Below are 25,476 nucleotides of genomic sequence, written 5' to 3'. Positions count from 1 at the left end.
GGAGAAAGGGAAAAGCAAAAGACGGAACAGCGAAAAGATTTTAAAACTAAACAGGGCTTTGCTGTTGTTATATCTTTACTCTTCGCGTTCTTCGTGTCCTTCGCGGTAAAAACTGCTTTCCCGCTGTTTGCTTTTCCCTTTCTCCTGCCTCCTTTCTCCCTTTTTATCTTTTAGCCCTGCGTATTATAAAAAAAAGCGACCGGCGGGGTTTTCCCCCGCCGGTCGCTGTCATGTGTCCACTTTTTCCCGGCAGTTATAAACTCTCCGGCAATCTCAGACCGTATCAATTTCCTCCAATCCGAGACAAGGAAACGTATTATTCGATATCCCCTGAAGAAACTCGCTCTCCTTCAAGAAAAGTCATTACCGCCCTGCCTTCCATTTCCACACCGTCAAAGGGAGAGTTTTTTCCTTTGGAGAAACTCTCTGCAGCACGAAAAGTCCACCGTACATCTGGATCAATCACCGTGATATCAGCCACCTCACCGACAGCGAGAGATCCGCCGGGAACACCGAGAATCTGTGCAGGATTGCACGACATCAGCTCCACCATTCTTTTCACGGAAAGAGCCCCGCTGCGTACCAGTCGGAGAGTGAGCGGAAGTGAGGTCTCGAGGCCGGTAATACCGTTGGCGGCGGAAGCAAATTCATTCTCTTTTTCAAGAATGGAGTGTGGAGCGTGGTCGGTGGCGATAACATCGAGGACACCATCGGCGAGAGCGGCAATAATTGCCTCCCGGTCGGCCTCGCTGCGCAGAGGTGGACTCATTTTGGCGTTTGTATTGTATCCCCGCACGGCATCTTCAGTGAGAGTAAAATAGTGCGGTGCACTCTCCCCCGTCACTGCCAGCCCCTGTTCTTTTGCCAGACGGAGAAGTGCCACAGACTGGCAGGTACTGACGTGGGCAATATGCACACGGGCACCGGTCAGTTCGGCAAGCAGGATCTCCCGCTCAACCATCACCGCTTCGGCTGCGGCAGGAATTCCCTGCAGGCCCATACGCGTGGAGAGCGCACCCTCGTTCATGCAGCCGCCCCGACTCAGAGCAAGATCTTCAGAGTGGGAGATTACGGGCAGGGTATGGCTGGCGGCATATTCCATCGCCCGCCGCATCAACTGTGAGTTGACCACCGGCCTGCCGTCATCGCTGACGGCAACGGCCCCTTCGCGCTTCATCTCGCCCATCTCAGCGAGTTTTTCCCCCGCAAGACCTGTAGAAATCGCACCTATCGGCCATACACGGGCGGCACATCCTGCCGCCCGCGAAACGATAAAGCGGGTGGTGATGGCATTATCGTTCACCGGATGGGTGTTGGGCATACAGGCCACGGCGGTAAAGCCCCCCGCAGCGGCAGCACGGCAACCACTGGCGATGGTTTCCTTATACTCCTCCCCGGGCTCGCGAAGATGAACGTGCATATCAATCAAACCGGGTACAACCCATTTTCCGGCAAGATCAATAATCTCCTCTCCACTGGAGTGACCGGCAGCGATACGACCGTCTCTGATATAAATCTCACGAATTTCATCAACACCGGAGAGGGGATCAATCACCCGCCCGTTTATCAAGACCCTGTTTTGTCTCTTCATGGCTGTTCCCCCTGCACTTTTTTCTTCCGTTTCCCGCCATGCACCAGATAAAGCAGCGCCATGCGCACCGCCACTCCATTGGCAACCTGATCCAGAATGACGGAGCGCCTTCCGTCAGCAACATCGGGATTCAACTCGACGCCGCGGTTCACCGGTCCCGGATGCATGACAATTACATCATCTTTTGCACCCTTGAGGATTTCACTGTTGATACCGTAGAAACGTGAGTATTCGCGCAGGGAAGGGATGAGGGAATCGTTCTGACGCTCCAGCTGAATCCGCAGGGTGATAACGACATCGGCATCTTTCACCGCATCGGCCACTGAGCTGCAAACGTCTACGCCAAACTGTTCAACTCCTGTGGGAAGATAGGTCTGCGGAGCTGCAACAGAGATTTTTGCACCCATGCGGGTAAAACCAATAAAGTCGGAGATAGCGACACGACTGTGGGAGATATCGCCGATGATGGCAATTTTCAGCCCGTCAATATGCCCTTTGTTCTCCATGACGGTCATCATATCAAGCAGAGCCTGGCTGGGATGCTCATGGGCACCGTCACCGGCATTGATAATACTGGCCCTTACATGACGCCCAAGCAGTTCAGGAACACCAGCAGCGGAGTGACGTACAATGATGATATCCGGAGCCATTGCCTGCAGATTGCGGGTTGTATCAATCAGCGTCTCCCCCTTGCTGGTGGAGCTGGTGGACGCATTGATATTAAAAGTATCCGCACTCATCCGCTTGGCGGCAATCTCGAAAGAAGTCCGGGTTCGCGTTGAGGGTTCAAAAAAAAGATTGATAACAGTTTTACCACGCAACGTCGGGACTTTTTTTACCGGTCGCGCTGCAATCTCGCGAAAGGACGCTGCAGTGGCAAGTATGTGCCGGATATCTTCAGCACTGAGTTGTTCAATACCAAAGATACTGTGATGGGAAAATGAGTAAGACTTCTGTTTCAAAGTCTCTTCCTTCCCTGCATTCATGATTCCTCCTGTCAATGAATAATTTCACCGATGCGGCCCCAGCGGATGGTCTCAAACCTGGCTGGCGCGAGCCAGAACTGATCGGGATTCATCTCCCACGACCAGTAGAGGATAAAGGCTTTGCCCTGAATGGTATCAACATCAACAAACCCCCAGAATCGACTATCGTAACTGTTATCACGATTATCCCCCATTACAAAGACTTTCCCCTCGGGGACAACGATCGGTGCAAGATTATCACGCGGGCTCGCACCCACACCCCAATTGGGTATAATTTCGTCGGGGGCAGTAAAACAGGCATGGGAATCTTTTGCCAGCTGATTATTTCTATACAGCTTTTTATCCCGAATTTCGATAATATCTCCTGCTACGCCAATGATTCGTTTGATGAAGTCAATTTGCGGCTCACGCGGGTTGGGAAAAACAACGATATCGCCCCTTTTGGGTGAAGAAATTGGAATAACAACCTTCCCGGTAAAAGGGTTTTTTATCCCATAGATAAATTTATTTGCCATAAGGTAGTCACCAACCAGCAATGTGGGTTTCATGGAGCCGGAAGGAATTTTGAAGGCCTGCACTACGAAATAGCGGATAAAGAGTGCCAGTAAAACCGCGATGGTGATGGCCTCAACGTACTCTCGAATTACGGATTTTCTCTTTTTTTCACTTTTTGCCACAGGAAACCTCATTTTTTCAAAATATGTTACGGACAATCAGCCGGAAAATTGGCCGTATCCTACAGGAATAGCGGGGAATTTACAAGAATGATTCGTTTGGCGAGTTTTTTTTCTTATGAAGAGTAAAGATGCAATTAGAATTGATAATATTCTTGAAGGGAAGACAACCTTGCACAAAACATTATCATACGTGCAAAAGTGAGACATCAATAAATATAAGTCTTCACCGAAAATTGGTATTCTTTTGCTTGACAGCCCAAAGGAGATGTGCCTTAATAAGTAAAACTTAAGGAAAAAATTAGAAGGTCTCCGTGACCGCCGGAAGAACCCGGTGAAACACCAATTATACAGCGCAAGAACATGGCGAAGAACAACCTGGTCCTTGGTATCGATATAGGTTCTCATTCCGTAAAGGTCTGTCAACTCAAACCCTCGAGTGGTGGGAAAAATACTATCATCGCTCTCGGCAGTGCAATGCTTCCGGAAGGATCAATTAATGATGGGAATCTTGAGAGTTCGGGAGAGGTCAGTGAAATTCTGGAAAAACTCCTTAAAAATTTAAAAATTAAGAATAAGAAAATAGGATTTTCCATCTCCGGCTACTCCGTCATTGTTAAAAAAATCAGCCTCACAATCATGAAGCCAGCCGAGCTGGAAGAGCATATCATGGCAGAAGCTGAGCAGTATATCCCCTTCGATATCGACGATGTCTATATTGATTTTCAGGATCTGCACACCAACACGCAATCTGATGACCGCACCGATGTCATGCTGGTTGCGGCGAAAAAGGATGTTGTTGACGGTTACCTCAATATGTTCACCAGCCTCAAGCTTAACCCTGTGCTTGTTGACATCGACGGTTTTGCCTTTGAAAACAGCTATGAATACAATTATTCAGAGAATGAAAACGTTGCCCTGATTGATATCGGGGCATCAAAGATGAACATCAACATTCTTGCCCACGGGGTTTCAGCGGTCGCCCGCGATATTCTTCTCGGCAGTAACCAGCTCACCGACGAACTGGCGGACGCCCTCGGTGTTGATATTGACGAAGCCGAGGCGATCAAGCTTGGCATCCGTCAGGCTCCAGACATGCAGCAGACCATCGTCCAGGTCTTCAACAAAATCTGCACCCGCTGGGTACTGGAGATCACAAAAGCCATCGACCTCTATCAGGCAAACAATCCCAAATTTCCCCTTAATCACATTGTTCTCAGTGGCGGCGGCTCTAAAGTGGTTGGACTCACCGACTTTCTTGCCAGTGAAACAGGAGTACCCGTCAATCTCTTCAATCCTTTTATCAATATGCTCTACAGCAGGAAAAAAATTGATCCTGCCTATTTGAAAAGTATCGGACCTGAAATGGCAATCGCAACAGGCATTGCCTTGAGGACCTCCATAATTTAAGCCAGGTTCATTTTTGCAAAAAAGAGACCAAAGGTTAAAAATGTTACGAATCAACCTTCTCCCTGTCCGCCAGCTGAAGAAACGAGCAAGGGCTCAAAAAGAATTGTTAGGATTGGGGTTCCTCTTTCTTACCACTCTTGTCCTGCTTTTTTTTGTCGCCATGTGGCTGCTTCACTCCATTTCCAATCTTGAATCCGACAAGAAATCGCTGACTGTCGAGCGAACCGCCCTTGAACCCCAGATCGCCAGACTCAAGGCCCTCAAAGCTGAGATGAAAGAACTCGAGCGCAAGACCAACATCATCAAGAAACTTCGCAGTGAAGCCTCACTGACTGTCCGTGTCATGAATGAGGTTGCCAACCGGGTGGATTCTCAGCGGATGTGGCTTACATCTCTGCAGCAGAGTAACACCAATCTGACGATCACAGGCATTGCACTCGACAACCAGACTGTTGCCCAGTTCATGGATGCACTGTTGGATTCAGATTTTGTCGTGGATGTATCTCTTGCAAATTCATCCATGAAGGTTATTTCGGGCCGTAATCTGAAGAGTTTTGTCATCAACTGCATTGTCACATATCCCGAAAAGTACAAAAAGAAATCAATGCAGACCGGCGGCAGTGAGGTCCTTCAGTAATTCTGTATAATATCAGAATTGAAATCCACGGCCAAGAAACAGAACCTTTACAAACATACAAGAGCATGAACACGGGTAACTCAGCATTTACAACGTTCCTGGATGAAAAATTCATCCCTCTCTCGAACAGGGCTAAAGCAGGATTGTGCCTCGTCATTGTTATCCTGCCTGTTCTTGTATTTTACTTTACTTTTTATGGCTCCAGAAGAGAAATGATTCACAAACTCAAAGAGGGCAACAGCAAGATTCAGACGGAGATTAACGACTACAGAAAACAGGTCGCGATGCTCCCTGACAGGAAAAAAAAGGTCGCGGAGATCAGGCAGGCCTTTGAAAAAATTTCGGCTCTTTTACCGAGGGAAAAAGAGATTCCTCAGCTGCTCAAAGATATCTCCTCGCTTGGACGTAATGCAGGACTTGATTTCAATACCTTCAAACCCGAAAAAGAAAGTCCCAAAGATTTTTACCAGGAGATTCCGATCACGATCAATGTGCGCGGTCCCTATCATAACATGGGATATTTCTTCGATCAGGTAAGTAAGCTGGAGCGAATTGTCTCTGTAAACAATATCAAGATGGTTTCTCCGCAGAAAGAGGACGGGGAAATGCTGCTGAAATCCAACTGCCAGCTGGTGACGTATCAGTTCACCAACAAGGCCCTCGAAGATGATAAAAAGAAGAAGAAAAAGTGACCGTTATGAAAAATACTGACAGACAAACGGGAACAGCAACCGGCAGGATGATCAGGCTGGCAGTTCCAGGAATTGTCCTGGCAATGCTGCTGGCAACAGCTCCTCCCCGTGAAGCTTCCGTCGTTCCTGAGGGAATTGCCCCTCCTGAATTTCACTACCAGATCGAAAACCGTGCGGACCCGTTTGAGCCCTTCATCACAGAAAAGGCAACTTCAGTTACCAACATGAATGAAATTGTTGACGAGGAGGGCCCCCTCACCGGCATGCAGCTCTTCGAACCTGGCCAGCTCACCCTTGTAGCACTTATGCAGTCAGGCGAGGGAAATATAGCCATGGTTCAAGATTTCAGCGGCAAGGGTTATGTTCTTACCGAAGGTATGTTGATAGGAAGACGGGGAGTGGTCAGCCAGATTAAAACCAACAGCGTCGTCATAGAAGAAACAGCCCGGACACGAGCCGGCAAAAAAATTGTCACTGAAAAGGTGATGACACTCAAGAAAGAAGAGGGAGAGGACTAAAGATGCGTAACGGTATTGAAAAATTACACATTGCTGTTTTCCTCGCACTTTGTGTCCTGTTCACATTTCACACTGTTTCCGCGAAGGCTGCAGATACAGGTGCAACGTATCAGGTCAACGGTGAGGACGCAACTCTGACCAATGGTATTTTGACCTACGTGCTCAGTGCTTCGGCGCCAATATCTGAATTTGTTGCGGAGAGATTTTCTCCCTTCAGAGTTGTCATGGATATCAACAAAGCAGATTTTACCTTTGTCCCGGCACCACTGCCTGCAAACGACTTTGTAAAAATGGCGGTAGAAGAGCTCAAGGGAGACAACGCCCCCGGTAAACGCTTTATTTTCACCCTTAAAGCCAGTCACAATTACGAGGTAATCTCCCAGAGAAACGATGTGAAGATTGTCTTCAAGCCAGTAAAAAATGACGCAGTTTCTGCAGCACCACAAAACAAAAAGGACAGCAAGCTCGACAAACTCATCAGCTCTTCGGAGAAAAAAGTGTCAGGTTCCCCGAGCGCTGTTCTTGCTGAGCGCACCAGTGCCCGCGTTGCTGCTCTTGGCGGAGACGGTTTTGGAAACGCCGGATATGAAGCACAAAGAATAACCGTAGATTTTTACAAAGTGGATATTCATAACGTTTTCCGACTCCTTCGCACAATCACTGATTTTAATATTATTGTTGACGAACACGTACAGGGCTCATTGACACTGGCTCTTAACGATGTCCCCTGGGACTTTGCTCTTGATATCATCCTCAATCTGATGGACTTGAAAAAAGAGGAACGCTTCAACACCATCGTTATCTACCCGGCAGCCAACACCTTCACCTGGCCGGGAACGAGCTCATCAACGGCGAATACACTCAGCATTAAACCTGATCTTGATATAATAATGGAACAGGAAAATAAACTGATCATTGAGGACAACAACCAGCAGTCCGCTGGAATTCTTAAGGCCAAACAGCTCCTTCAACAGGTTCAGCTTCTTGAGACACAGGACAATATTGAAGATGCGATCGTTCTTCTTGACGAAGCAGCCAGACTGTGGCCGACAAACACGAAGATCACTGATCGCCTTGCAGCAATCTGTCTTGTCTCTCTCCACCAGAATGCACAGGCCGCCCATTATGCAGATATCAGTCTGAAGCAGAACCCCAGGAACTACAGCGCTGCACTTTACGCTGCCATTGCCAATGCAAATATGAAACGACTCTCGCTGGCAAATGAATACTTCATTCGCAGCATCAGCGGTAATCCGCCGATGAAAGAAGCACTTCTCAGCTACGCCGCCTTCAGTGAAAATAACGGCATGAATGAGGCCGCTTTGAAACTGCTGAAAAAGTACAAAAAGTACTACGGTGAAAATCTCAGCACAATGATCGCCAGTGCACGGATTCTCGACAAACAGGGAAAAACGACAGAAGCCAGTGCAGAGTATCGCTCCATTCTCGCATCAGGTTATCATTTTCCACCTGATCTACGACATTACATTCAGGCAAGGTTGAGTGAAAAGTAATAACTTATACAGGAAAAACAGTCCTTATAACCAAAGCAAGAGGATGCAGATGAAGTCGATGAAAAAAACATTTACTGTCGGGGGAGTACTCGTCGCAGCACTGCTGCTCAGCTCCTGCGTAAGCAGCACCGGGACGAAAAAAACAGACGAGAAAAAGGCAATGACACCTCCGCCAGCGTCAAAGGCCGCCCCGGCTTCTCTTCCCGTTCGATATCAGACCGCATCCTACGTCGTAGACCAGGCCATGGATCGGAGCGAGAATCTTGACGACGAAACCGTACTCAAGGTTGGTGCCCGCATTACGACGACCAGTGGTCCTCTCCCTCTCTGGGATATTGTCAAACGTCTTGTTGCTCTCAAGGGGATGAGTGTCTCCTGGGCCTCCGATGTTGATAAAAACGTCCTCGTCGATGTTGACATCAATCCTGAGGACGATTTCTACAAGGCTCTTGACGATATGCTGCGTCAGGTTGACTACTTCGGCGAAGTGCAGGGAAATACCATTGTTATTAAGTTTCGTGATACCAAGCGATTTCAGATAGCGATGCCATTCGTGAAGCAGCAATATGCCACACAGGTAGGTGGCAATCTCCTCGGATCCAGTGGTTCTGACGGCAAGTCAAGTAATCAAATCAACGGGACAGTTTCTTTAAACAGTTCTGATAACCAATTTGATGTATGGGCAAATATTGAAAAAAATCTGGATACCATCTTAGATGTCTGGGAGCTTAAAAACGTACAGCAGGAAGCGAAAAACACAACAACAACACAAGCCCAAAGCCAAAAGCAAGGTGAACAAAAAGAAAAGGAAGTAACAGCAAAGGTAACGAAAGACAAAGTAAAGAACAATGAGTCACAGGGATATTATGTTATTGATAAACCTGTTGGTTTAATAACTGTAACGGCTCCACGCCCAGTCCTTGAAAAGGTCGATGCCTATATTAGCAATCTCAAAAGAACGCTCTACAAGCAGATCTCCATTGAGGCCAAAATCATTGAAGTTCAAATTGATAACGAATCCAACTATGGTATCAACTGGAGCAGTGTTCTGAAAAATTTCAGTGTTTCCGGAACATTGACGTTTGGAGCTGATGGGCAGGTTTATCCTTACATACGAGATAATTCTACATCCACTTCGGATGGCAGAGTGTATACCGACCGGAGCGGAAGTACTACAGATTCAGATGGCGTCGCGTACACGGTTTCTACAGGTACAGGATACTACGACGCAATCGACCCCGGACAATTCATCTCCAAAATTGCTCTCGGAGCAGCCAGCTTTGACGTCTTTCTCAATGCGTTGAAAGAAGAAGGACAAACGAAGATTCTCTCCAACCCGAAGATCAGTGTCATGAACGGTCAACCCGCCATGATTACAGTTGGGACCAACTATACCTACATAAAAGAAGTTACCGTTACAGTAGACAGTGATACCGACACGAATGAATACAGCGTTGACACAGACCGTCTGCTTGCCGGAGTCGCCCTGTCACTTACGGCAACAATCCTTGATGATCACGATATTATCATGAACCTCACTCCCATCACCTCCGAACTGGTTGGAGGTGAGATTACCGAAGAGTATATCGGGACCGAAGGACAGGTCGTCGGTCTCCCCGTGATAAATATTCGGGAGATGAGTACCACTGTAAGAGTCGGCGATGGTGAAATGCTGGTCATCGGTGGCCTGATCTCCGACTCAAAAAGTACCGAAGGTGAGTTTCTGCCCATTCTCGGTGACATTCCGGTAATCAGGTATCTCTTTGGTTATGAAACGAAGAAACGGACAAAACGTGAGCTTATCATTCTGCTTCGCCCGAAAATCATCTGATCCAGGCGACAGGCACCATAACCTGATAAACAAATGACTCTTACAAACAACGGGAGAAGAAAATGAACAAATTGAAAATCCTCGCACTCGGGATTATGTCACTCGCAGTATCTGGATGTGGACAAACGGTCATTGAGACACTCAACAACCCTCTCGGAGCAAATACAAACGGCCCCGGTTATGGCCGCAGCATTGTGGTCATGCCTTTTGCCGACTACTCAAAGGGAAACATGGAATCAGCTCAACGCCGCTCCATGATGGTCAGTGAAGCCTTCACTGACAGTCTGAACGGTTATGGTTTCAGCATGCCAGTTGAAGAAGATGTGTACGCCTGGCTGGTGAAAGAAAACGTTATCCAGCTTGCTGATTACAATGCCGCCAACACCACCAGTCTTGATGATGAGATTGCTAATCCCGACTGGACCGATACCATGCGGAAACAGTTGACAATCTACAGGACCAAAGTCCAGACGGATGTGGCTTCTGCAAAGGCAGCTTCTCCAGGAGTTCACGCATTAACACAGCAAAAAGTGGCTCAGATCGGTCGTCACTTCAAAGCCGACTACATCGTCCGTGGTCGTATTCTCGAATTTAAAACCCGCGACGAAGCCAGCTGGGAACCATGGAAAAAAGGGATTCTGCCCTTCATCTACCAGGGCAGTAATCGTATCCTCAATGGTTTTGCCTCTTCTGATGCCTATGATGCCCGCAATGAAGGTCTGACCGGTGCCCTTTTCGGAGGGATCATCGCCCACCAGAATGCAACCTGGCCTTTCGATGATGGAGACTCTTTTCTTGGCATGGTTGACGGCTCCGCCGACACCATCACCTGGATGGGAATTGGTTACGGTGTCGGCAGTGAAGTTGCCCATAACACCGGTGTTGATCAGGCCGTAGTACAATTCCGTGTATGGGTGCAGGATGCCGACACAGGCAATGTTGTATGGACCAACCGTATCCGTGTTCAAGTCGCTCCTGAAACAGTTATGGCTGACAAGCAGTATGACAACCTGTTCAACAAGGCAATCCAGAAAGGTGTCAACAGCCTGATGTATAACTTTGTCTCCTACGGTATGTAATCAGGGGTACCCTGATATCAATACACACCTGATGAACAGCAAAAATCCCCGTGGAATGTGTTCCACGGGGATTGTCTTTTTCCAACTCCTGACGACCTGAAAAAATCAGTCTTTTTTTTCGGCCTCTTCCTGCTTTTTCTTCTGTGCATTCTGATACAATGCCACGAAGTTTACCGGTTCCATCATGAAGGGCACGTAACCGCCGTCAATGGAGGCCTGGCTGACGATCTGCCGGGTAAAAGGAAAGAGGAGGGTCGGGCAGTCAACACCGAGGAGAGGGGCAATATGTTCCTCGGGGATGTTCTTCATCAGGAAAACGGCGGCATGCTCAATCTCCAGGATGAAGAGCACTTTCTTATCACTCTTGTTGACTACTTTAGCGTTGATCTGCAGAGCAACTTCCCAGTTCTCATCATCAATCTTCTTGTTGTTCAGCTGAAGGTTGACCTCTACAGAAGGTTCCTGCCCCTGAGCGGAAAAGACTTCGGGAGCGTGGGGATTCTCAAAGGAGAGATCTTTGATGTACATCTTCTGCATGCGAAATTCGGGGCGGGGTTGTTGCGCTTCATCTGCCATGTTTTTTCTCCAATAGTTTTTTTTATTTTATGGTTCAACACGATCTCTGGATATTCCGAGGATAAATTTTTTACTGTAACGAAGAAGATGGACGAAAGACTGGTTATTCAAGGTACCTGATGGTTCAACACGATCTCTGACAGCCACCAGAAGGAATCAGTTTTCTCAGAATAACTGCTGTAAAAACTGACCGGTAGAGGAATCCTTCATCGCCGCAATCTCTTCCGGTGTACCCTCACCGATAACACTCCCGCCGTTATCACCACCTTCCGGGCCAACATCAATAAGCCAGTCCGCAGTCTTGATAACATCAAGGTTATGCTCAATCACAACCACGGTATTACCAGCATCCACCAGACGGTTCAATACCTTCAGCAGATGAACAATATCGGCAGGATGAAGCCCGGTAGTCGGTTCATCAAGAATATACAGAGTCTGACCGCTGGCACGACCACTCAGCTCTTTGGCAAGTTTAACCCGCTGGGCCTCTCCGCCGGAAAGGGTGATCGACGACTGCCCGAGACTGATATACCCAAGTCCTACATCAAACAGAGTCTGCAGACGATTTTTGATCGGCGGGACGTTCTCAAAAAACGCCAGCGCCTCTTCTACCGTCATCTTCAATACTTCGTAAATATTCTTTCCCTTGCAGCGAATCTCCAGGGTTTCGGGATTATACCGTGTCCCTTTACATTTTTCACACTCGACATAAATATCGGGCAGGAAGTGCATGGCGATCTTCTTCACCCCGTCGCCTTCACAGGCCTCACAGCGCCCCCCTTTCACGTTGAAACTGAAACGGCCCGGCTTATAGCCCCGCACACGGGAATCGCTCAGCTGCGCAAAGAGCTCCCGAATCGGCGAAAAGACCCCGCTGTAAGTCGCCGGATTGGAGCGCGGTGTGCGGCCGATGGGACTCTGGTTGATGTCGATAACTTTGTCGACAGCAGCCGCCCCGCGTAACTCAGCCCCACGCAGGGTAACACGTCCAAGTCGTTTTGCAACTGCCGATTTCATCGCAGGAAAAAGCGTTTCAATCACCAGCGAGCTCTTGCCAGAACCTGAAACCCCGGTCACACAGGTGAACACGCCGAGGGGAAACCTGACACTGATATCTTTCAGGTTATTCACTGAACAATGTTCAAGCTGCAGCCGATTTTTCGTTTTATAGACCCGGCGTCTCTTCTGCGGCACCTCAATACTACGTCTGCCGGAAAGGAAATCGCCGGTAGCCGAACCCTCGCAGCCAATCAACCCCTCCACATCACCGCTGTAGACAATGCTGCCTCCATGAATACCCGCCCCCGGACCAATATCCACAATATAATCCGCAGCAAGGATAGTATCGGTGTCATGCTCTACGACGATGACGGTGTTGCCCAGGTCACGCAACTCCTTCAGGGTACCAATCAGCTTCATATTGTCCCTCTGATGCAGACCGATGCTCGGTTCATCAAGTACATAGAGCACCCCCGCCAGACGCGAGCCGATCTGTGAAGCCAGCCTGATACGCTGTGCCTCTCCTCCGGAAAGGGTTCCGGAACGCCGATCGAGACTGAGATAACCGAGCCCTACATCCTCAAGAAAAGAGATGCGGTCCACCACCTCTTTGAGGATTGGTTCGCCGATTTGTCGTTCCCTGTCCGACATGGGCAGCAGCGGCACCCGTTCCAGCAGGCTGGTAATTGACATCTGCGTAATTTCATAGATCGACCACTGCCCCATCTTGACCGCCAGTGCCTCGGGTTTAAGTCGTGCGCCGTGACATTTGGGACAAATCTGCTCGTTCATGAACTTCATCAACTCCTCACGCACCGGAGCCGAACTGGTCTCATGAAAACGGCGGTCAAGCTGGGGAATAACCCCTGCAAACGGTTTTACCTGCGAAACCATCCGTCCCCCGTGCTGATGGATAAATTCTATTTCCCTGTCACCAGAGCCATAGAGGACCACGTCACGCACTCCCTTCGGCAGCCTGCTGAAAGGGGTCTCCAGAGAGAATCTGTAATACTTCGCCAGCGACTCCAGCATCTGACTGTAATAGGAGCCAGACCGCCAGCCGCGCCACGGGGCAATGGCCCCCTCACAAAGGGCTTTGCTCTCATCAGGAATGACAAGCGACGAATCGAAGAACTGTTTCACGCCCAGCCCGCCGCACTCCTCACAGGCTCCCTGTGGATTATTGAAAGAAAAGAGCTGAGTGGTAACGGGGGGAAGAGAAATTCCGCATTTTGGGCAGGCTGCATGCTCAGAAAAGAGCCGCACCCGATCCTCATCCGGAAAATAAACACGCATAAAACCATCTGTCAGGTTTACAATGGTCTCCACCGAATCCCACAGCCGGGGGCGAATTGAGGGTTTTACCACCAGTCGATCCACAACGATCTCAATGGTGTGCTTTTTGTTCTTTTCCAATGCCTCTACATCGTCTGCATCCACTATCTCGCCGTCAATCCGCACCCGAACAAATCCCTCCCGGCAAATACGCGCCAGCAGCTGTTCATGTCGTCCCTTGCGACCGTCCACCATCGGTGCCAGCAAGATGATCTTCGTCCCCTCCGGCAGCTGCAGCAGGCTCTCCACCATGTCCTGTATCGTCTGAGCGTGGATCTCCTCACCGCAGATATAGCAGTGAGGGTGACCGCAGCGGGCAAAGAGCAGCCGCAGGTGATCGTAAATCTCCGTTACCGTACCAACAGTGGAGCGGGGATTTTTACTGGTTGTCTTCTGTTCAATGGAAACCGCCGGACTCAGCCCCTCGACAGCATCCACATCAGGCTTCTCCATCTGCCCGAGAAACTGCCGGGCATAGGTAGAAAGAGACTCCACATAGCGCCGCTGTCCCTCGGCATAGAGGATATCAAAAGCCAGTGTTGACTTCCCCGATCCCGAAAGCCCGGTGAAAAGGACAAGTTCATTCCGGGGCAAATCAACATTGATATTTTTCAAGTTGTGCATTCGCGCACCGCGAATACTCAATTTCTGTGGTTCCATAGTTACCTGTTACAACTTCGCAAAGAAACTCCCCCCGTGACTTTCCCCCAGCAGGCGTTCATGTTCAATTTTGGTGCAAAGGTTCATCACTATCGGCACTCCGGCCTTTTCCGCCATGGCCGCAGCCTCACTGTTCTCAATACCGAGCTGCAGCCACACCGCCTTCGGTTTCGGCGACAGCTTCAAAGCCTCTGCCACAATCGGCGGGGTATCCCCGCTCCTGCGAAAGATATCGACAATATCCACCGGCTCACCAATGGAGGCCATATCCGGGAAGCAGGGCTGTCCGAGGATCTCGCTCTGTCCAGGGTTGACCGGAATAACGCGATACCCGGCCGCCATCAGATAACGGGCCACCTCGTTACTGGGCCGATTTTCCTTCGGCGACAGACCGACAATGGCGATGCTCTTTGTCTCTTTCAGGAGTGTTTTCATCTGTTGATCATTCATTATTTTCTCCTTGTTTTAACCCTCATACAGGTAGCTCCCCATAGACAAAAGTCAAGTTCTCCGCTATATTGAGGGCCTTTTGAAAAACAGTAAATTTCCCACGAAAATCAAATAAAAGGATCCCCATGAACTTCCAGGATATCATTTTTGAACTCGGCAGATACTGGGCAGAACAGGGCTGCGCCATACAGCAGCCTTACGACATGGAGGTCGGTGCAGGCACCTTCCACCCCTCCACCCTGCTTCGCGCCCTCGGCCCCGAGCCGTGGCGTGCCGCCTATCCCCAGCCTTCCCGGCGCCCCACCGACGGTCGTTACGGCAATAACCCCAACCGTCTGCAGCATTATTATCAATATCAGGTAGTGATGAAACCCTCGCCAGCCAATGTGCAGGAGCTCTATCTTGGCAGCCTTAAACGCTTCGGGCTTGACCTTCTCGACCATGATATCCGCTTCGTTGAGGATGACTGGGAATCCCCTACCCTCGGGGCCTCCGGACTGGGCTGGGAGGTATGGCTCGACGGCATGGAGATCACTCAGTTTACCTATTTTCAACACGCCGGTTCCATCGAACTCTACCCCACGACTGTAGAGATCACCTACGGACTTGAACGCATCGCCATGTATCTGCAGGGAGTGGAAAGCGTGTATGATATCAAGTGGAACGACAACATCACCTACGGTGAGATCTTCCATCAGGCAGAGGTGGAATTTTCCACCTTCAACTTTGAACATGCCAACGTCGAGAAACTCCTCGACTTCTTCAATACCTTTGAAGCAGAAGGGCTGAAACTGGCCGAACTCGGCCTTATCCTCCCCGCCTACGATTACTGTCTGAAGTGCTCCCACACCTTCAACCTGCTTGATGCACGCAAGGCGATCTCGGTGAACGAGCGCACCCGCTACATCGGACGTATCCGCAACATTGCCCGCCGGGTAGCCGAGGGCTATGTCAAACAACGCGAAGAGATGGGGTTCCCCCTGCTGAAAAAAGAACTCGCCTGATTCTTCCACCGGCATGGCTGCCCTGCAAAGGCAAAAAAAGCCGTGCTCCTCAAATGAGGAGTACGGCGCACATAAACATCTCCAGAACAGAAATCAGGGAACATCGAATAATCGCCCCTCTTCTTCGTTGCAGTCAAAAAAATATCCTCGGAGGTAAACGCCAGACTCCGATATCAACGTGATACCGGTGATGAACGGTAAGCCGGTATAAGTACCTTCACGAAATTCTTTTCAAAAAAACACGGAAATAATTTCTAAGGTACTAATAGACCTGCGGTACATTCCCTTCTGAACCTCGAACAGGAACGAATGCAGGCTGCGTCAAGAGGCCCCTCAGTCGAATTTTCGCACGCTGAGCACCGGCACAGGAGAATGACGCAACACCCGCAGGGCAATGGAACCAAAGAGGGCCTTGGCAATATTGCTTTTCCCTTTATTGGCCATGACGATAAGGTCAAACGGCCCCTCTTTGGCTTTTTTGATGATCATCTCTGCAGGATGGCCTGTAGCAATTTTCACACTGTACTTTATTCCCTTGCTGCCAAGATATTTTTCCCCAAGCATATTCATATGCTCAGTGCGTGCTGCCGTCTCTTTATCAATATATTTTTGAGTGGTCACCCCCTGATTACCCAGCCCGACGAAATAATTGCGCACATCTTCAATATGGTCAATATCCCGCTGATTGATAACAGAATAGATAACCACTTCAGCATCCGTCCTGTCTTTCAGCAGTTCAGCGATATAATCCATAACCAGATCTGCATAACCAGACATATCCAAACTTGCCATAACATTCTTAATTTGAGCCATTTTACCACCCTCTCTTTTTTTGTTTAAATTACGTGGAATATAACCAGCTGAGAGATCCTCTCTCTTTACTCTCTGACACAGAACTGTCAACGCGGGCTGCCGCTGATAAAATGTGAACGGACACTCCTCCTGTCAAATACCAGCATAATATTTTTACGGTATTTTTGCACTTTCCATAAAAAAAGTTCCTTCCGCATAGAGGAAACCACTCGTTCCTGTTCGAGGTTCAGAAGGAAATGTACCGCAGGTCTATTAGTACCTTAGAAATTATTTCCGTGTTTTTTTGAAAAGAATTTCGTGAAGGTACTTATACCGGCTTACCGTTCATCACCGGTATCACGTTGATATCGGAGTCTGGCGCTTACCCGGGGATAATTTTTTGACTGCAACGAAGAAGAGGGGCGATTATTCGATGTTCCCTGCCCTTTTTTTATCCCGTTGTGTCTCTTCATTCACTCCAGGGCTCTCAATCTTCTCTTCCGGGGCAATTTCCACCCCTTCACCGTCATTCGGCACAAGGGGTTTCCGGACAGCATCTATATCAATCGACGGCCCGAGATGGTGCGGCGCAGTGGCGAGCAGTTCAACATCGAACACACTGACCACCTTGGCGAATATTTCCCGCAGACGGGTCTTCACACTGTAGTTCCCCGGCACGCACTGAGCATTATAACCCTGCAGGTTAATCCCCTTCATACGACCAATATAGAGAGCACGAGCGTTGTGAAAAGGTTGAGAAATGATGATTCCCCGGGTCTGACCAAAAATCTGTTGAAAACGCACTACCGAATCAAGGGTGCGCAACCCCGCGTAATCAGAAATGATATCCTCCGCCGGAACCCCCCTGGCGATGAGGTCCGCCTTCATCTCCCGTGGTTCATTGTAGTGAATGGTGCGATTGGCACCGGAGACAATAATCTTCTCCACCTTTCCTGCCCGGTAGAGTTGCTCCGCAGCATCAATACGGTAGCGGTAGTAAAGGTTCTCCCCTCCTCCCACCCTCCATTTGGCAGTCCCGAGCAGCAGCGCGGCATGCTCCGGCTGCAGTTCCTCAAGTTCGCCGGTACTGTACCTGCTGAAACCGGCCACATAACAGTTGAGTACAAATATTCCAACACCGGTCAGCACAAGCAGAAAAAGGAGTATGTAGAGTACTTTTCGCATGATCACTTTCCCGCCAGAAGACACAAAAGGGGAACGACCGCAGCCGCTCCCCTCTGGTGTTACATCATGTTGTAAATAAGGGTTCAGGCAACCTGTTCCCGACGGGCTGAGGCCATTTTGAAGCGCACCGCATCATATCCTTTTCCCTGCTCTGCGCGGGAAAAAATCTTACCGCTCCAGGCTGTATCCTGAAAACGTTCGATAACGCTCTCCCCGAGATAAAACAGGTCGGAAGCACTCGTCATCTGTTTTTCCACCGTCTGGTAAAGCTGTTTGAGGACCGGAGAATCTCCCAGTTGCCGTAAGACCACGGTGAAGAGGTTTTCCGCACAGAACTGATCGCTGCAGTTGGCAGCAATCTCGCTGTAGATCTCTGCAGCCCATGAGGTATCGTGAAGATCCCGCAGGACATTGCCTGCCACTGTCAGTTTTGTGAGATCATCCTTACAGCAGGCCTGCGCCTCTTTATACAGAGAGCGAACCCAATCTTTATCATCAAGCACGCTGCATACCGCAGCTCCGACTTTGAGATACCCTGCAGCATCAGTCGCCTCTTCTTCAAGGCTGGTGAAAATTTCCCTGGTTTTCACCTCATCTCCAACTTTTTCTTTAAGCGCGGCAGCAATATTTTTTTTGCTGACAAAATCATCAGCCTTCTGCAACAGATCTTCATAGACCTTCTCACCCCACTCACGATCACCAAGGTCATCGACAATGATTCCAGCCAGTTCCATCCCTTCACCAAAGAAGTGAGTGGTTTTCGCTGAATTGGCCAGCAATTTACGGGTATAGGGTTTGTCGCCGGTGGCAGTCATCACCTCTTTTGCCAGTTTACGCAGGGCAGCGGCACTTTCCGCTTCACCCTCTTTCTTGATAAGCTCTTCATAAAGCGGACCGTTGGCAGCCCGTTTCTCTTTCTGCACAGCGATATCTTCTTTCCACTGCGGGTCGGAGGCGTATTTGAGAATTGCATCCGCAACCTTCTCAAATTCAGCGTTGCTCTTCACCGCATTTTCAGCCTGCCTGAGCACTGCTACAGCCCCATCGATATCACCAAGTTCATCGGCCATTTTAGTGGCGACGGTGACAATCTTGCCAGCATCACTTTCATAGCTGACTGCTTTTTGATAAATAGAAGCCACCATCGCTTTGTCGTCGAGGCTCTCCTGCACCAAACCAGCAAGTTTGGTGAGATCATCACCAGAAGTGAGCATCTCCTGAGCCTTGTTGAAGAGAACTTTTGCGTACTCTTTATCCCCAAGAGTAGTGGCAGCAGCTTTGGCCAGGCCACCCATATCAAGACCGGAGGGGATCTTCTCTTCAGCCTCTTTGAAAAGTTGAATACCAAGATCACTTTTCGGAAAGAGCTCCGCAGCAGCTGCCGCGATGGCAGCGAAATCATCTCCTGTCTTACATGCATCTACTGCAGAGGAAAGGACATCCTGAGCCCCGGCTTCATCTCCAAAATCTTTGGCAAGCCCTTTCGCCAGTTCAGCGAAGTCGGCCGGAGTCTTGCACTGTTCTTTGCCTCTGGCAGAAATTTGTGCGGCAAGCTCCTTGTCGCCAAGAGAATCATTAATTTTCTGGGCAAGAGCGAGAAACTGAGCAGCCTTCTGCACCTTGTCGGCTGCACCTGTAAAAAGCTCGCGGGCAGTCTCTTTGTCACCATCCGCAGCGCAGGCATCAGCCAGGGCAACCATGTCATCAGCAGAGCTGCAGGCCCCTTTGGCCTGTTCGAAATATTCTGAGGCTCTGGCATCGTCGCCAAGAATCTTCTTTGCTCCAATTGACATTGCAAGAAAATCCTGCGCAGAACCAGCCCAGTCAGCACCCTCTTCATACACTTCTTCCGCCCACTCTTTTTCACCGATCTCAAAGGCTCCAAGAGCGACCTTTACGTAATCCGGAGTTTCCTGACAGTCATCATACAGTTCTTCAAGTTCTTCTTTCGTGGCCATCTTGCTACCTCGTTATCGAATTAAACTGCTCGCCGCCGTCCGGAACAAATGAACGGCCCTTCATTTCCATCACCCTTCTGATTAAAATAACGGCCAAAATTTGTCAATACTTCAACAGAAAATAGTACAGATATCAACCATTTTAACACGTTTTTTGCAGTATGTTTTCTGTTCAAGCAATTCGGGATAGTGTATGCTCTCTGCCATGAACAAATTCATCAGTCATCTCTTTTCATTTCAATTTCGCATCTTCATCGCCATAACCCTCATTTCAACGATTTTCGTTACTGCTGCCGGCTGGGTGGGGTACCACCAGGCGCACCGGGTGGTCATGGCACAACTTGGAATGCATGCCGCAGATGTCGGTACAAGACTCACTGCAACTGTTGAAGCTCCGCCCTCCACAGGACCGGATCATCTTTTCCCCGAGGAAGAAAAGATTGTTGCTGCTGTCCTCAGCAGGGAGAGGAAAGCCACAACCCTCATCAACATGCAGAATTCCCCCAAACAACCCGCAGAAGACCTGCTGCTTATCGCTTTCACCCGACTTGAGACCTCTGGACGTAACCAGAACGTCATAACCTTTGCCCACCGTAAATGGTTCGCCTTCCGGCGGCCCCTCTCCGATGGCCGACTCCTCATCGCCGTCTTTCCTGCCGAAAAGTGGTTCGATCAGCTCCTGGTAATTCAGAAGATAACCATCAGTTTCATTCTCGCCGTCCTTCTCCTCACCGCTCTGCTCAGCATGCTGCTCGCCCGCAGTATCATGAAACCACTGCTCACCCTGCGCAAGGGAATTGACCGCATCGGCATCGGCGATCTCTCCTACAGGGTTAATATCCATCAACCGGATATCGCCCGTGACCTTGCCCTCTCCTTCAACAAGATGGCGGACTCTCTCGAGAAAAGTCTCATTGAGGTGAAAAATACCCATGCCGAGCTGCAGGAGAAAGAAAAGCTCGCCGCCGTCGGCAAGATGACCGCCGGAATTGCCCACGAGATCAAGAATCCCCTCGGCATCATCCTCGGTTCCACTCAGGTCGTGCTTGACACAAAGCGCCCGTGGCCGATGCGGGAAAAAGCTGCCAGTTTCATTATGGATGAGGTCGTACGGCTCGACAACACCCTCAAGGCATTCCTGGATTTCGCACGCCCCGCCACCCCGATCCTCACCGTGATCAATCTCGGCGAGGTCTTTGAGGAGACACTGACCGCCATTGAGGAGCGTTATCAAGAGGAAAGGTATACCATCCACCGCAACTTTCAGCGCGATCTTCCCCTGATGGAGGCCGATCCCGGCCAGATGCGGCAGATTCTGATGAATATTCTCCTCAACGCCTTCAACGCCATGCCGGACGGTGGCGCAGTAACCATCACCATTCGATCGGAGAAGGAACCGGAGATGGGCCTCGGCGACAGCGGTCGCCACGGCGACAAGCGCTTTATCTCCACCCGCAATCCCTTCACTGTAGCACGCGACTGGCTGATCATCAATATTAGTGACGTCGGCTGCGGTATGAAACCGGAGATGATGGGAAAAATACTCGATCCCTTCGTCTCCTTTTCCGACGACGGCATCGGACTCGGACTCTCTATCGTGTCTCAGCTCGTCAAGTTGCATCGCGGCCAGATGAAAATTGACAGTGAGCCCGGCAGTGGAACCACCTTCACCCTCTATTTTCCGTGCATCCTCAAAGAAACGGAACAGATAATCAACACTTGAGGAACCATGTCTAAATTACTCCTTGTGGAAGACGAACCCCGCATGCGAGAGGTGATCAAAATGCTCCTCTCAGATCTTCCTCTCACCATTTTCGAGGCCGGTGACGGCCAGGAGGCACTGGAGATTTTTTCCTCGGAGACAGTGCAAATGGTGATTACCGACCTCAAATTGCCGAAGATTGGCGGCATGCAGGTACTGAAAACAATCAAAGAGCAGCGGCCGGACGTACCGGTAGTGGTCGTGACCGCCTTCGGTTCCATCGACAACGCTGTCGAGGCTATCCACGAAGGTGCCTACGACTATGTTACCAAACCTTTCACTGAAGACAAGCTGCGCTCCTGTGTCGAGAAAGCGCTTCAGGTCTCGCGCCTTACCTCCGAGGTACGGTATCTGCGCAAGGAAATCGCCGGCAAATACACTTTTGACAATATTATCGGCAACTCCGGGGAGATTTGCGAAATTCTCCGCCTTGCCGGTGAGGTAAGCAAAACCGACACCACGGTTCTACTGCGCGGCGAATCCGGCACCGGCAAAGAACTCCTCAGCCGGGCAACCCATCTCAACAGCCCGCGGGCAGCCCTGCCCTTTCTCCCGGTCAACTGCGCCGCCATCCCCGCCACCCTGCTTGAAGCGGAACTCTTCGGCTATGAAAAAGGAGCCTTCACCGGGGCTGCCCAGCAAAAGAAAGGCAAGTTTGAGATCGCCTCTGGCGGAACGTTGTTTCTTGATGAGATCGGTGACATGGAGCTGGACGTACAGTCCAAGTTTCTGCGGGTGCTGGAGTCGAAGAATATCGAACGTCTCGGCGGCACACGCATCATCCCCACTGATGTTCGCATTATCGCCGCCACCAACAAAGACCTCGAAGCAATGGTTACCGAGGGCAGCTTTCGTGAAGACCTCTACTACCGTCTCAGCGTCTTCCCCATCCACATTCCGCCGCTGCGCGAACGCCGTGACGACATTGAACCGCTCTGCAACTATTTTATCAAAGAGTTCAGCGAGGCCTTCGGCCGTCGGCCACCCGTTTTCTCAGACAAGGTGCTGGAGCTCTTCCAGAGTCACCCGTGGAACGGCAACATCCGGGAACTGCGCAACGTACTGGAACGGGCAATGATCCTCAGCAAAGGCGACCGTATCACCACCGCCCATGTCATTCTCAGCGGCGGCCCGGTGGCAAAACCGGTCGATAATATGGGGGCACAGCAGATGGTGGAGCAGCTGGTGCGCCGTCACCGTGTCGGACTTGAAGAACTCGAGAAGCGCTACATCCAGTTTGCCATGGAAGAGTCCGGCCATAATGTCTCCCGGGCCGCCCGTCTGCTCAACCTGTCCCGCGCCACCCTGCGTTATCGCCTTGATAAGATGGATGAGAAGTAAGGTCTGAGGAAAATGTGTTGAAAAAGGTCTGGTCTGACCTTTTCTTCTCTGGTCAATGTTCTAAAAAGCCTTATCTTCAGGGGACCTTGAAGAATCAAGTATTTCGTTCATATTCAAGGTCCAGAAGGAAATTTACCCGCCCATAACTTTGACATCGGAGTCTGGCGCTTACCTCCGAGGATAAATTTTTTACTGTAACGAAGAAGAGGGGCGATTATTCGATATTCCCTTCAACCATTGATACATTCTCAGGCTCGGCGCGGCCTCTCTTTTACCCGGACTCCGCATGAAAGATTACTATACCATTCTTGAACTCTCTACCAGTTGCACTGAAGATGAAATTCGCCATCAATACCGCAGGCTGGCCATGCGCTGGCACCCCGATCGAAATCCCGATGATCCGCGGGCAGAAGAGAAGTTCAAGGAGATCGCCGAGGCCTACGGTGTACTGACTGACCCAAAAAAACGCGCGCAGTACGATACTTCACGACAGGGAGGTTTTGGGGAATTCAGAAATGCAGAGAAAGGGAGCCAGGGCGAAAGTGCCAATGGATTTCGTTACAGCGAGGAAGATATTCTCCGCGATCTCTTTCGTGATCCGCAGTTTGTAAACATGTTTTCCAGCATCCTGAACGATTTTCAGCGTGCCGGATACCGCTCCAGCCAGACTTTTGTCAAAAAGAGCTTCTTTTCCAATAAAGGCGGATTGCTGCGCAACGGCGCCACCCTCGTGGCAGCTCTCGCCGTCCCGGCGATCAAAAGTGCAGCCCGCAGCAGTCTGAAATCAAATACTGAAAAACTTAAATCCTTCGGAAAACGCCTTCGACGCAGCCTTGGAAAAAAATTCCCTCAGCTCAAGGGACTGGCTGACGATTCTCATGGCGGTGACAACCAGCCGGGCCCCAGTGAACTTGATGTTGTGTATTACACACCCCTTTCAGCAGAGGAGTTGCGTGAGGGAAAAACCATTCAGGTACAGGTTGCCAGTGAAGAAGGAGGAAGAAAAGCGGAGACTCTGCGGGTGCACATCCCCCCTGGCAGCTCCGCAGGCAAGAGACTCCGGCTTCGCGGCAAGGGGCATGTGGGTGGTAAAAATGGTCAGCAGCGTGGTCACATCTATCTTTACCTTGAAAAAGAGTAAAACCTGCACAAGGTTTCCGCTTCACTGCGCCCCTCAGCCATTTGGGAGGCGTACAGTCCCCGCAAGAAAGAGGCAGGGCAAAGTATACCACCACAGTATCAGATAAACTGCTGCATGATTCCGTCGATCAATCCGTCCATGTTTTCCGGAGTTGCCCCCGTCTCACGACACCAGCGCTCCACAGGTTCGCGTAGAGCAGGGTTGTCGAGGTCTGCCAGCCGGGCCATTCGATGAGTACGGCGGCCAAGGGCAAAGAGCATCTGTTCATGGGCAGGAAGATGTAGAAAGGAGCGTATTGGTGTAAGAATTTTTTTACGGTCCTCTGGCAGTTGCCCATCCACTTCTTGAAAAAGATTGAGCACATGATCATAGGGAATATGGCTGGTAACACCCTCCAGGTTCTCAAGAAAGAGCAACAGCTCGGCCGCAGTCTCGACCTCACCCATTTTATCGAACTCTCCCCTGCGATATTCCTCCGAAAGTGGTGCACCGGCAGGAAGACCAAGAGTCCGCAGGCGAATATAATCAGGGTTGATCCGACTCATCGCCTCTGCCGTATCAAGGGCATGCTCCCGCGAGAGACGTCGGCCGCCAAGACCGGGAATATAATACTCCGAGAGCTGAATACCGGCACCTTTCACCTTCAGACCGGCAGCGATATGGGCCGCCTTGTCAGCCCCCTTTTTCACCCGTGCCAGTACAGCATCACAGGCAGACTCCATACCAATATGCACGCGATTCAACCCGGCCTCAGCCATGGCCACCATATCCTCATCGGAAATTCGGGCAATGGTATTCGAGCGACCGTACGTGGTTACCCTCTCCACATTGGGAAAGAGTGCCCGCAGGTGGCGCAGCAGGCGGATCATATCCTCTGGCTTGATTATCAGACTGTTGGCATCCTGAAGGAAGATGGAACGCATGCCACCACTATAAAAATTTGCTGCGGCACACCACGCCTGTTCCTCTTCCGGGGTACGCAGGACAATGGAGGAGGGCGGGCGTCCCTCATTTTTCGCATGCTGCAGCTCATCAATATAATACTTCACCGTATCCACGTCGCGCAGCACATCCTCTATCGGTCGACGACTGAACGTCTCTCCCTTATACAGAGAGCAGAAGGTACACTGGTTCCACGGGCAGTTGCGGGTCACCCGAACCAGCAGACTCTCCGCCTCACTCGGAGGCCGAATGGGACCGGTTTCAAAACCACAAGGCTCATGTTGCGTTTCGGGGTCGTGATTTGGTAAAATAACGCTTTCCTTTTACCAACTACTGAAAAGAGGCCAGCACTATGAAGGTAAACATACAGACCCTGATGGATGATGTCCAATGTTACGC

General features: G+C 50.2%; 21 protein-coding genes. 11 read left to right on the top strand and 10 right to left on the bottom strand.

Going from position 1 to position 25,476, the window contains the following annotated elements; translation table 11 throughout:
* Nucleotides 1-316: 316 nt before the first annotated feature.
* The 3 genes from JWG39_RS07605 to lepB are packed head-to-tail and all read right to left on the bottom strand — an operon-like array spanning nucleotide 317 to nucleotide 3,254.
* Nucleotides 317-1,591 carry a dihydroorotase gene (locus JWG39_RS07605; RefSeq protein ID WP_205218791.1) on the bottom strand — a complete coding sequence of 425 codons (1,275 nt, stop codon included), beginning with the start codon at nucleotides 1,589-1,591 and terminating at the stop codon, nucleotides 317-319.
* Nucleotides 1,588-2,577 carry an aspartate carbamoyltransferase catalytic subunit gene (locus JWG39_RS07600; protein ID WP_205218790.1) on the bottom strand — a complete coding sequence of 330 codons (990 nt, stop codon included), beginning with the start codon at nucleotides 2,575-2,577 and terminating at the stop codon, nucleotides 1,588-1,590. The genes JWG39_RS07605 and JWG39_RS07600 overlap by 4 nt, the downstream gene beginning before the upstream one ends.
* A gap of 11 nt (nucleotides 2,578-2,588) precedes the next feature.
* Complete coding sequence (gene lepB / locus JWG39_RS07595) at nucleotides 2,589-3,254, bottom strand: signal peptidase I (protein WP_338032191.1); 666 nt, start codon at nucleotides 3,252-3,254, stop codon at nucleotides 2,589-2,591.
* Between the two features lie 360 nt (nucleotides 3,255-3,614).
* Here lepB and pilM point away from each other — a divergent pair, with 360 nt between their 5' ends.
* From pilM to JWG39_RS07560, 7 genes are all read left to right on the top strand, one after another.
* Entirely contained in the window at nucleotides 3,615-4,661 is a 1,047-nt protein-coding gene (pilM, locus tag JWG39_RS07590) for a type IV pilus assembly protein PilM (protein WP_205218788.1), read from the top strand.
* 40 nt (nucleotides 4,662-4,701) lie between these two features.
* Nucleotides 4,702-5,298, top strand: a complete 597-nt coding sequence (locus tag JWG39_RS07585) for a PilN domain-containing protein (RefSeq protein WP_205218787.1) — start codon at nucleotides 4,702-4,704, stop codon at nucleotides 5,296-5,298.
* 65 nt (nucleotides 5,299-5,363) lie between these two features.
* Complete coding sequence (locus JWG39_RS07580) at nucleotides 5,364-5,990, top strand: type IV pilus inner membrane component PilO (RefSeq protein ID WP_205218786.1); 627 nt, start codon at nucleotides 5,364-5,366, stop codon at nucleotides 5,988-5,990.
* A 5-nt stretch (nucleotides 5,991-5,995) separates the two neighbouring features.
* Nucleotides 5,996-6,508: a pilus assembly protein PilP gene (locus tag JWG39_RS07575; protein ID WP_205218785.1), complete on the top strand. Its 513-nt coding sequence runs from the start codon at nucleotides 5,996-5,998 to the stop codon at nucleotides 6,506-6,508.
* 2 nt (nucleotides 6,509-6,510) lie between these two features.
* Entirely contained in the window at nucleotides 6,511-8,022 is a 1,512-nt protein-coding gene (locus JWG39_RS07570; RefSeq protein ID WP_205218784.1) for a tetratricopeptide repeat protein, read from the top strand.
* 49 nt (nucleotides 8,023-8,071) lie between these two features.
* Nucleotides 8,072-9,853: a pilus (MSHA type) biogenesis protein MshL gene (mshL, locus tag JWG39_RS07565; protein WP_205218783.1), complete on the top strand. Its 1,782-nt coding sequence runs from the start codon at nucleotides 8,072-8,074 to the stop codon at nucleotides 9,851-9,853.
* Between the two features lie 62 nt (nucleotides 9,854-9,915).
* Nucleotides 9,916-10,932: a hypothetical protein gene (locus tag JWG39_RS07560; protein WP_205218782.1), complete on the top strand. Its 1,017-nt coding sequence runs from the start codon at nucleotides 9,916-9,918 to the stop codon at nucleotides 10,930-10,932.
* Between the two features lie 105 nt (nucleotides 10,933-11,037).
* Here the strand turns inward: JWG39_RS07560 and secB are convergent, their stop codons facing one another.
* The 3 genes from secB to JWG39_RS07545 form a co-directional block, all read right to left on the bottom strand.
* On the bottom strand, nucleotides 11,038-11,508 hold the full coding sequence (gene secB / locus JWG39_RS07555; protein WP_205218781.1) for a protein-export chaperone SecB: 471 nt from the start codon (nucleotides 11,506-11,508) through the stop codon (nucleotides 11,038-11,040).
* Between the two features lie 165 nt (nucleotides 11,509-11,673).
* Nucleotides 11,674-14,502: an excinuclease ABC subunit UvrA gene (uvrA, locus tag JWG39_RS07550; protein WP_205218780.1), complete on the bottom strand. Its 2,829-nt coding sequence runs from the start codon at nucleotides 14,500-14,502 to the stop codon at nucleotides 11,674-11,676.
* A 9-nt stretch (nucleotides 14,503-14,511) separates the two neighbouring features.
* On the bottom strand, nucleotides 14,512-14,952 hold the full coding sequence (locus tag JWG39_RS07545) for a CoA-binding protein (protein ID WP_205218779.1): 441 nt from the start codon (nucleotides 14,950-14,952) through the stop codon (nucleotides 14,512-14,514).
* Nucleotides 14,953-15,077: 125 nt separating this feature from the next.
* Here JWG39_RS07545 and glyQ point away from each other — a divergent pair, with 125 nt between their 5' ends.
* Entirely contained in the window at nucleotides 15,078-15,956 is an 879-nt protein-coding gene (glyQ, locus tag JWG39_RS07540; RefSeq protein ID WP_205218778.1) for a glycine--tRNA ligase subunit alpha, read from the top strand.
* A gap of 333 nt (nucleotides 15,957-16,289) precedes the next feature.
* Here the strand turns inward: glyQ and JWG39_RS07535 are convergent, their stop codons facing one another.
* The 3 genes from JWG39_RS07535 to JWG39_RS07525 form a co-directional block, all read right to left on the bottom strand.
* Nucleotides 16,290-16,769 (bottom strand): universal stress protein, encoded by a 480-nt coding sequence (locus JWG39_RS07535; RefSeq protein WP_205218777.1) that lies wholly within the window; start codon nucleotides 16,767-16,769, stop codon nucleotides 16,290-16,292.
* Between the two features lie 405 nt (nucleotides 16,770-17,174).
* Nucleotides 17,175-17,933 (bottom strand): SanA/YdcF family protein, encoded by a 759-nt coding sequence (locus JWG39_RS07530; protein ID WP_205218776.1) that lies wholly within the window; start codon nucleotides 17,931-17,933, stop codon nucleotides 17,175-17,177.
* Nucleotides 17,934-18,016: 83 nt separating this feature from the next.
* Nucleotides 18,017-19,891, bottom strand: coding sequence for a tetratricopeptide repeat protein (locus JWG39_RS07525; protein WP_205218775.1), 1,875 nt, complete (start codon nucleotides 19,889-19,891; stop codon nucleotides 18,017-18,019).
* A 193-nt stretch (nucleotides 19,892-20,084) separates the two neighbouring features.
* On the opposite strand from JWG39_RS07525, the gene JWG39_RS07520 reads away from it, so the two are divergent.
* The 3 genes from JWG39_RS07520 to JWG39_RS07510 all read left to right on the top strand — a co-directional run bounded on the left by JWG39_RS07520 (nucleotide 20,085) and on the right by JWG39_RS07510 (nucleotide 24,135).
* On the top strand, nucleotides 20,085-21,614 hold the full coding sequence (locus JWG39_RS07520) for an ATP-binding protein (RefSeq protein ID WP_205218774.1): 1,530 nt from the start codon (nucleotides 20,085-20,087) through the stop codon (nucleotides 21,612-21,614).
* Between the two features lie 6 nt (nucleotides 21,615-21,620).
* A complete protein-coding gene (locus JWG39_RS07515) occupies nucleotides 21,621-22,994 on the top strand; it encodes a sigma-54-dependent transcriptional regulator (RefSeq protein ID WP_205218773.1) in 1,374 nt (457 codons plus the stop codon).
* Between the two features lie 286 nt (nucleotides 22,995-23,280).
* A complete protein-coding gene (locus JWG39_RS07510; RefSeq protein WP_205218772.1) occupies nucleotides 23,281-24,135 on the top strand; it encodes a DnaJ domain-containing protein in 855 nt (284 codons plus the stop codon).
* Nucleotides 24,136-24,233: 98 nt separating this feature from the next.
* On the opposite strand, the gene JWG39_RS07505 is transcribed toward JWG39_RS07510, so the two are convergent.
* The gene (locus JWG39_RS07505) at nucleotides 24,234-25,289 is read right to left on the bottom strand and encodes a radical SAM protein (protein ID WP_338032190.1); all 1,056 of its coding nucleotides are present in this window, start codon (nucleotides 25,287-25,289) and stop codon (nucleotides 24,234-24,236) included.
* Nucleotides 25,290-25,476: the final 187 nt, after the last annotated feature.

It is taken from the genome of Desulforhopalus vacuolatus, from assembly GCF_016918505.1.
Classification (GTDB): domain Bacteria; phylum Desulfobacterota; class Desulfobulbia; order Desulfobulbales; family Desulfocapsaceae; genus Desulforhopalus; species Desulforhopalus vacuolatus.
This window is presented reverse-complemented; position numbering and strand designations above follow the sequence as displayed.

Excerpts from the sequence above, each read along its gene's own strand:
- JWG39_RS07580 (WP_205218786.1), top strand. The coding sequence starts at position 5,364 with ATGAACACGGGTAACTCAGCATTTACAACGTTCCTGGATGAAAAATTC.
- JWG39_RS07545 (WP_205218779.1), bottom strand. The coding sequence starts at position 14,952 with ATGAATGATCAACAGATGAAAACACTCCTGAAAGAGACAAAGAGCATC.
- JWG39_RS07600 (WP_205218790.1), bottom strand. The coding sequence starts at position 2,577 with ATGAATGCAGGGAAGGAAGAGACTTTGAAACAGAAGTCTTACTCATTT.
- JWG39_RS07515 (WP_205218773.1), top strand. The coding sequence starts at position 21,621 with ATGTCTAAATTACTCCTTGTGGAAGACGAACCCCGCATGCGAGAGGTG.
- JWG39_RS07585 (WP_205218787.1), top strand. The coding sequence starts at position 4,702 with ATGTTACGAATCAACCTTCTCCCTGTCCGCCAGCTGAAGAAACGAGCA.
- JWG39_RS07525 (WP_205218775.1), bottom strand. The coding sequence starts at position 19,891 with ATGGCCACGAAAGAAGAACTTGAAGAACTGTATGATGACTGTCAGGAA.
- JWG39_RS07530 (WP_205218776.1), bottom strand. The coding sequence starts at position 17,933 with ATGCGAAAAGTACTCTACATACTCCTTTTTCTGCTTGTGCTGACCGGT.
- glyQ (WP_205218778.1), top strand. The coding sequence starts at position 15,078 with ATGAACTTCCAGGATATCATTTTTGAACTCGGCAGATACTGGGCAGAA.
- JWG39_RS07535 (WP_205218777.1), bottom strand. The coding sequence starts at position 16,769 with ATGGCTCAAATTAAGAATGTTATGGCAAGTTTGGATATGTCTGGTTAT.
- JWG39_RS07560 (WP_205218782.1), top strand. The coding sequence starts at position 9,916 with ATGAACAAATTGAAAATCCTCGCACTCGGGATTATGTCACTCGCAGTA.
- JWG39_RS07605 (WP_205218791.1), bottom strand. The coding sequence starts at position 1,591 with ATGAAGAGACAAAACAGGGTCTTGATAAACGGGCGGGTGATTGATCCC.
- JWG39_RS07575 (WP_205218785.1), top strand. The coding sequence starts at position 5,996 with ATGAAAAATACTGACAGACAAACGGGAACAGCAACCGGCAGGATGATC.
- uvrA (WP_205218780.1), bottom strand. The coding sequence starts at position 14,502 with ATGGAACCACAGAAATTGAGTATTCGCGGTGCGCGAATGCACAACTTG.
- mshL (WP_205218783.1), top strand. The coding sequence starts at position 8,072 with ATGAAGTCGATGAAAAAAACATTTACTGTCGGGGGAGTACTCGTCGCA.
- secB (WP_205218781.1), bottom strand. The coding sequence starts at position 11,508 with ATGGCAGATGAAGCGCAACAACCCCGCCCCGAATTTCGCATGCAGAAG.
- pilM (WP_205218788.1), top strand. The coding sequence starts at position 3,615 with ATGGCGAAGAACAACCTGGTCCTTGGTATCGATATAGGTTCTCATTCC.
- JWG39_RS07570 (WP_205218784.1), top strand. The coding sequence starts at position 6,511 with ATGCGTAACGGTATTGAAAAATTACACATTGCTGTTTTCCTCGCACTT.
- JWG39_RS07520 (WP_205218774.1), top strand. The coding sequence starts at position 20,085 with ATGCTCTCTGCCATGAACAAATTCATCAGTCATCTCTTTTCATTTCAA.
- JWG39_RS07510 (WP_205218772.1), top strand. The coding sequence starts at position 23,281 with ATGAAAGATTACTATACCATTCTTGAACTCTCTACCAGTTGCACTGAA.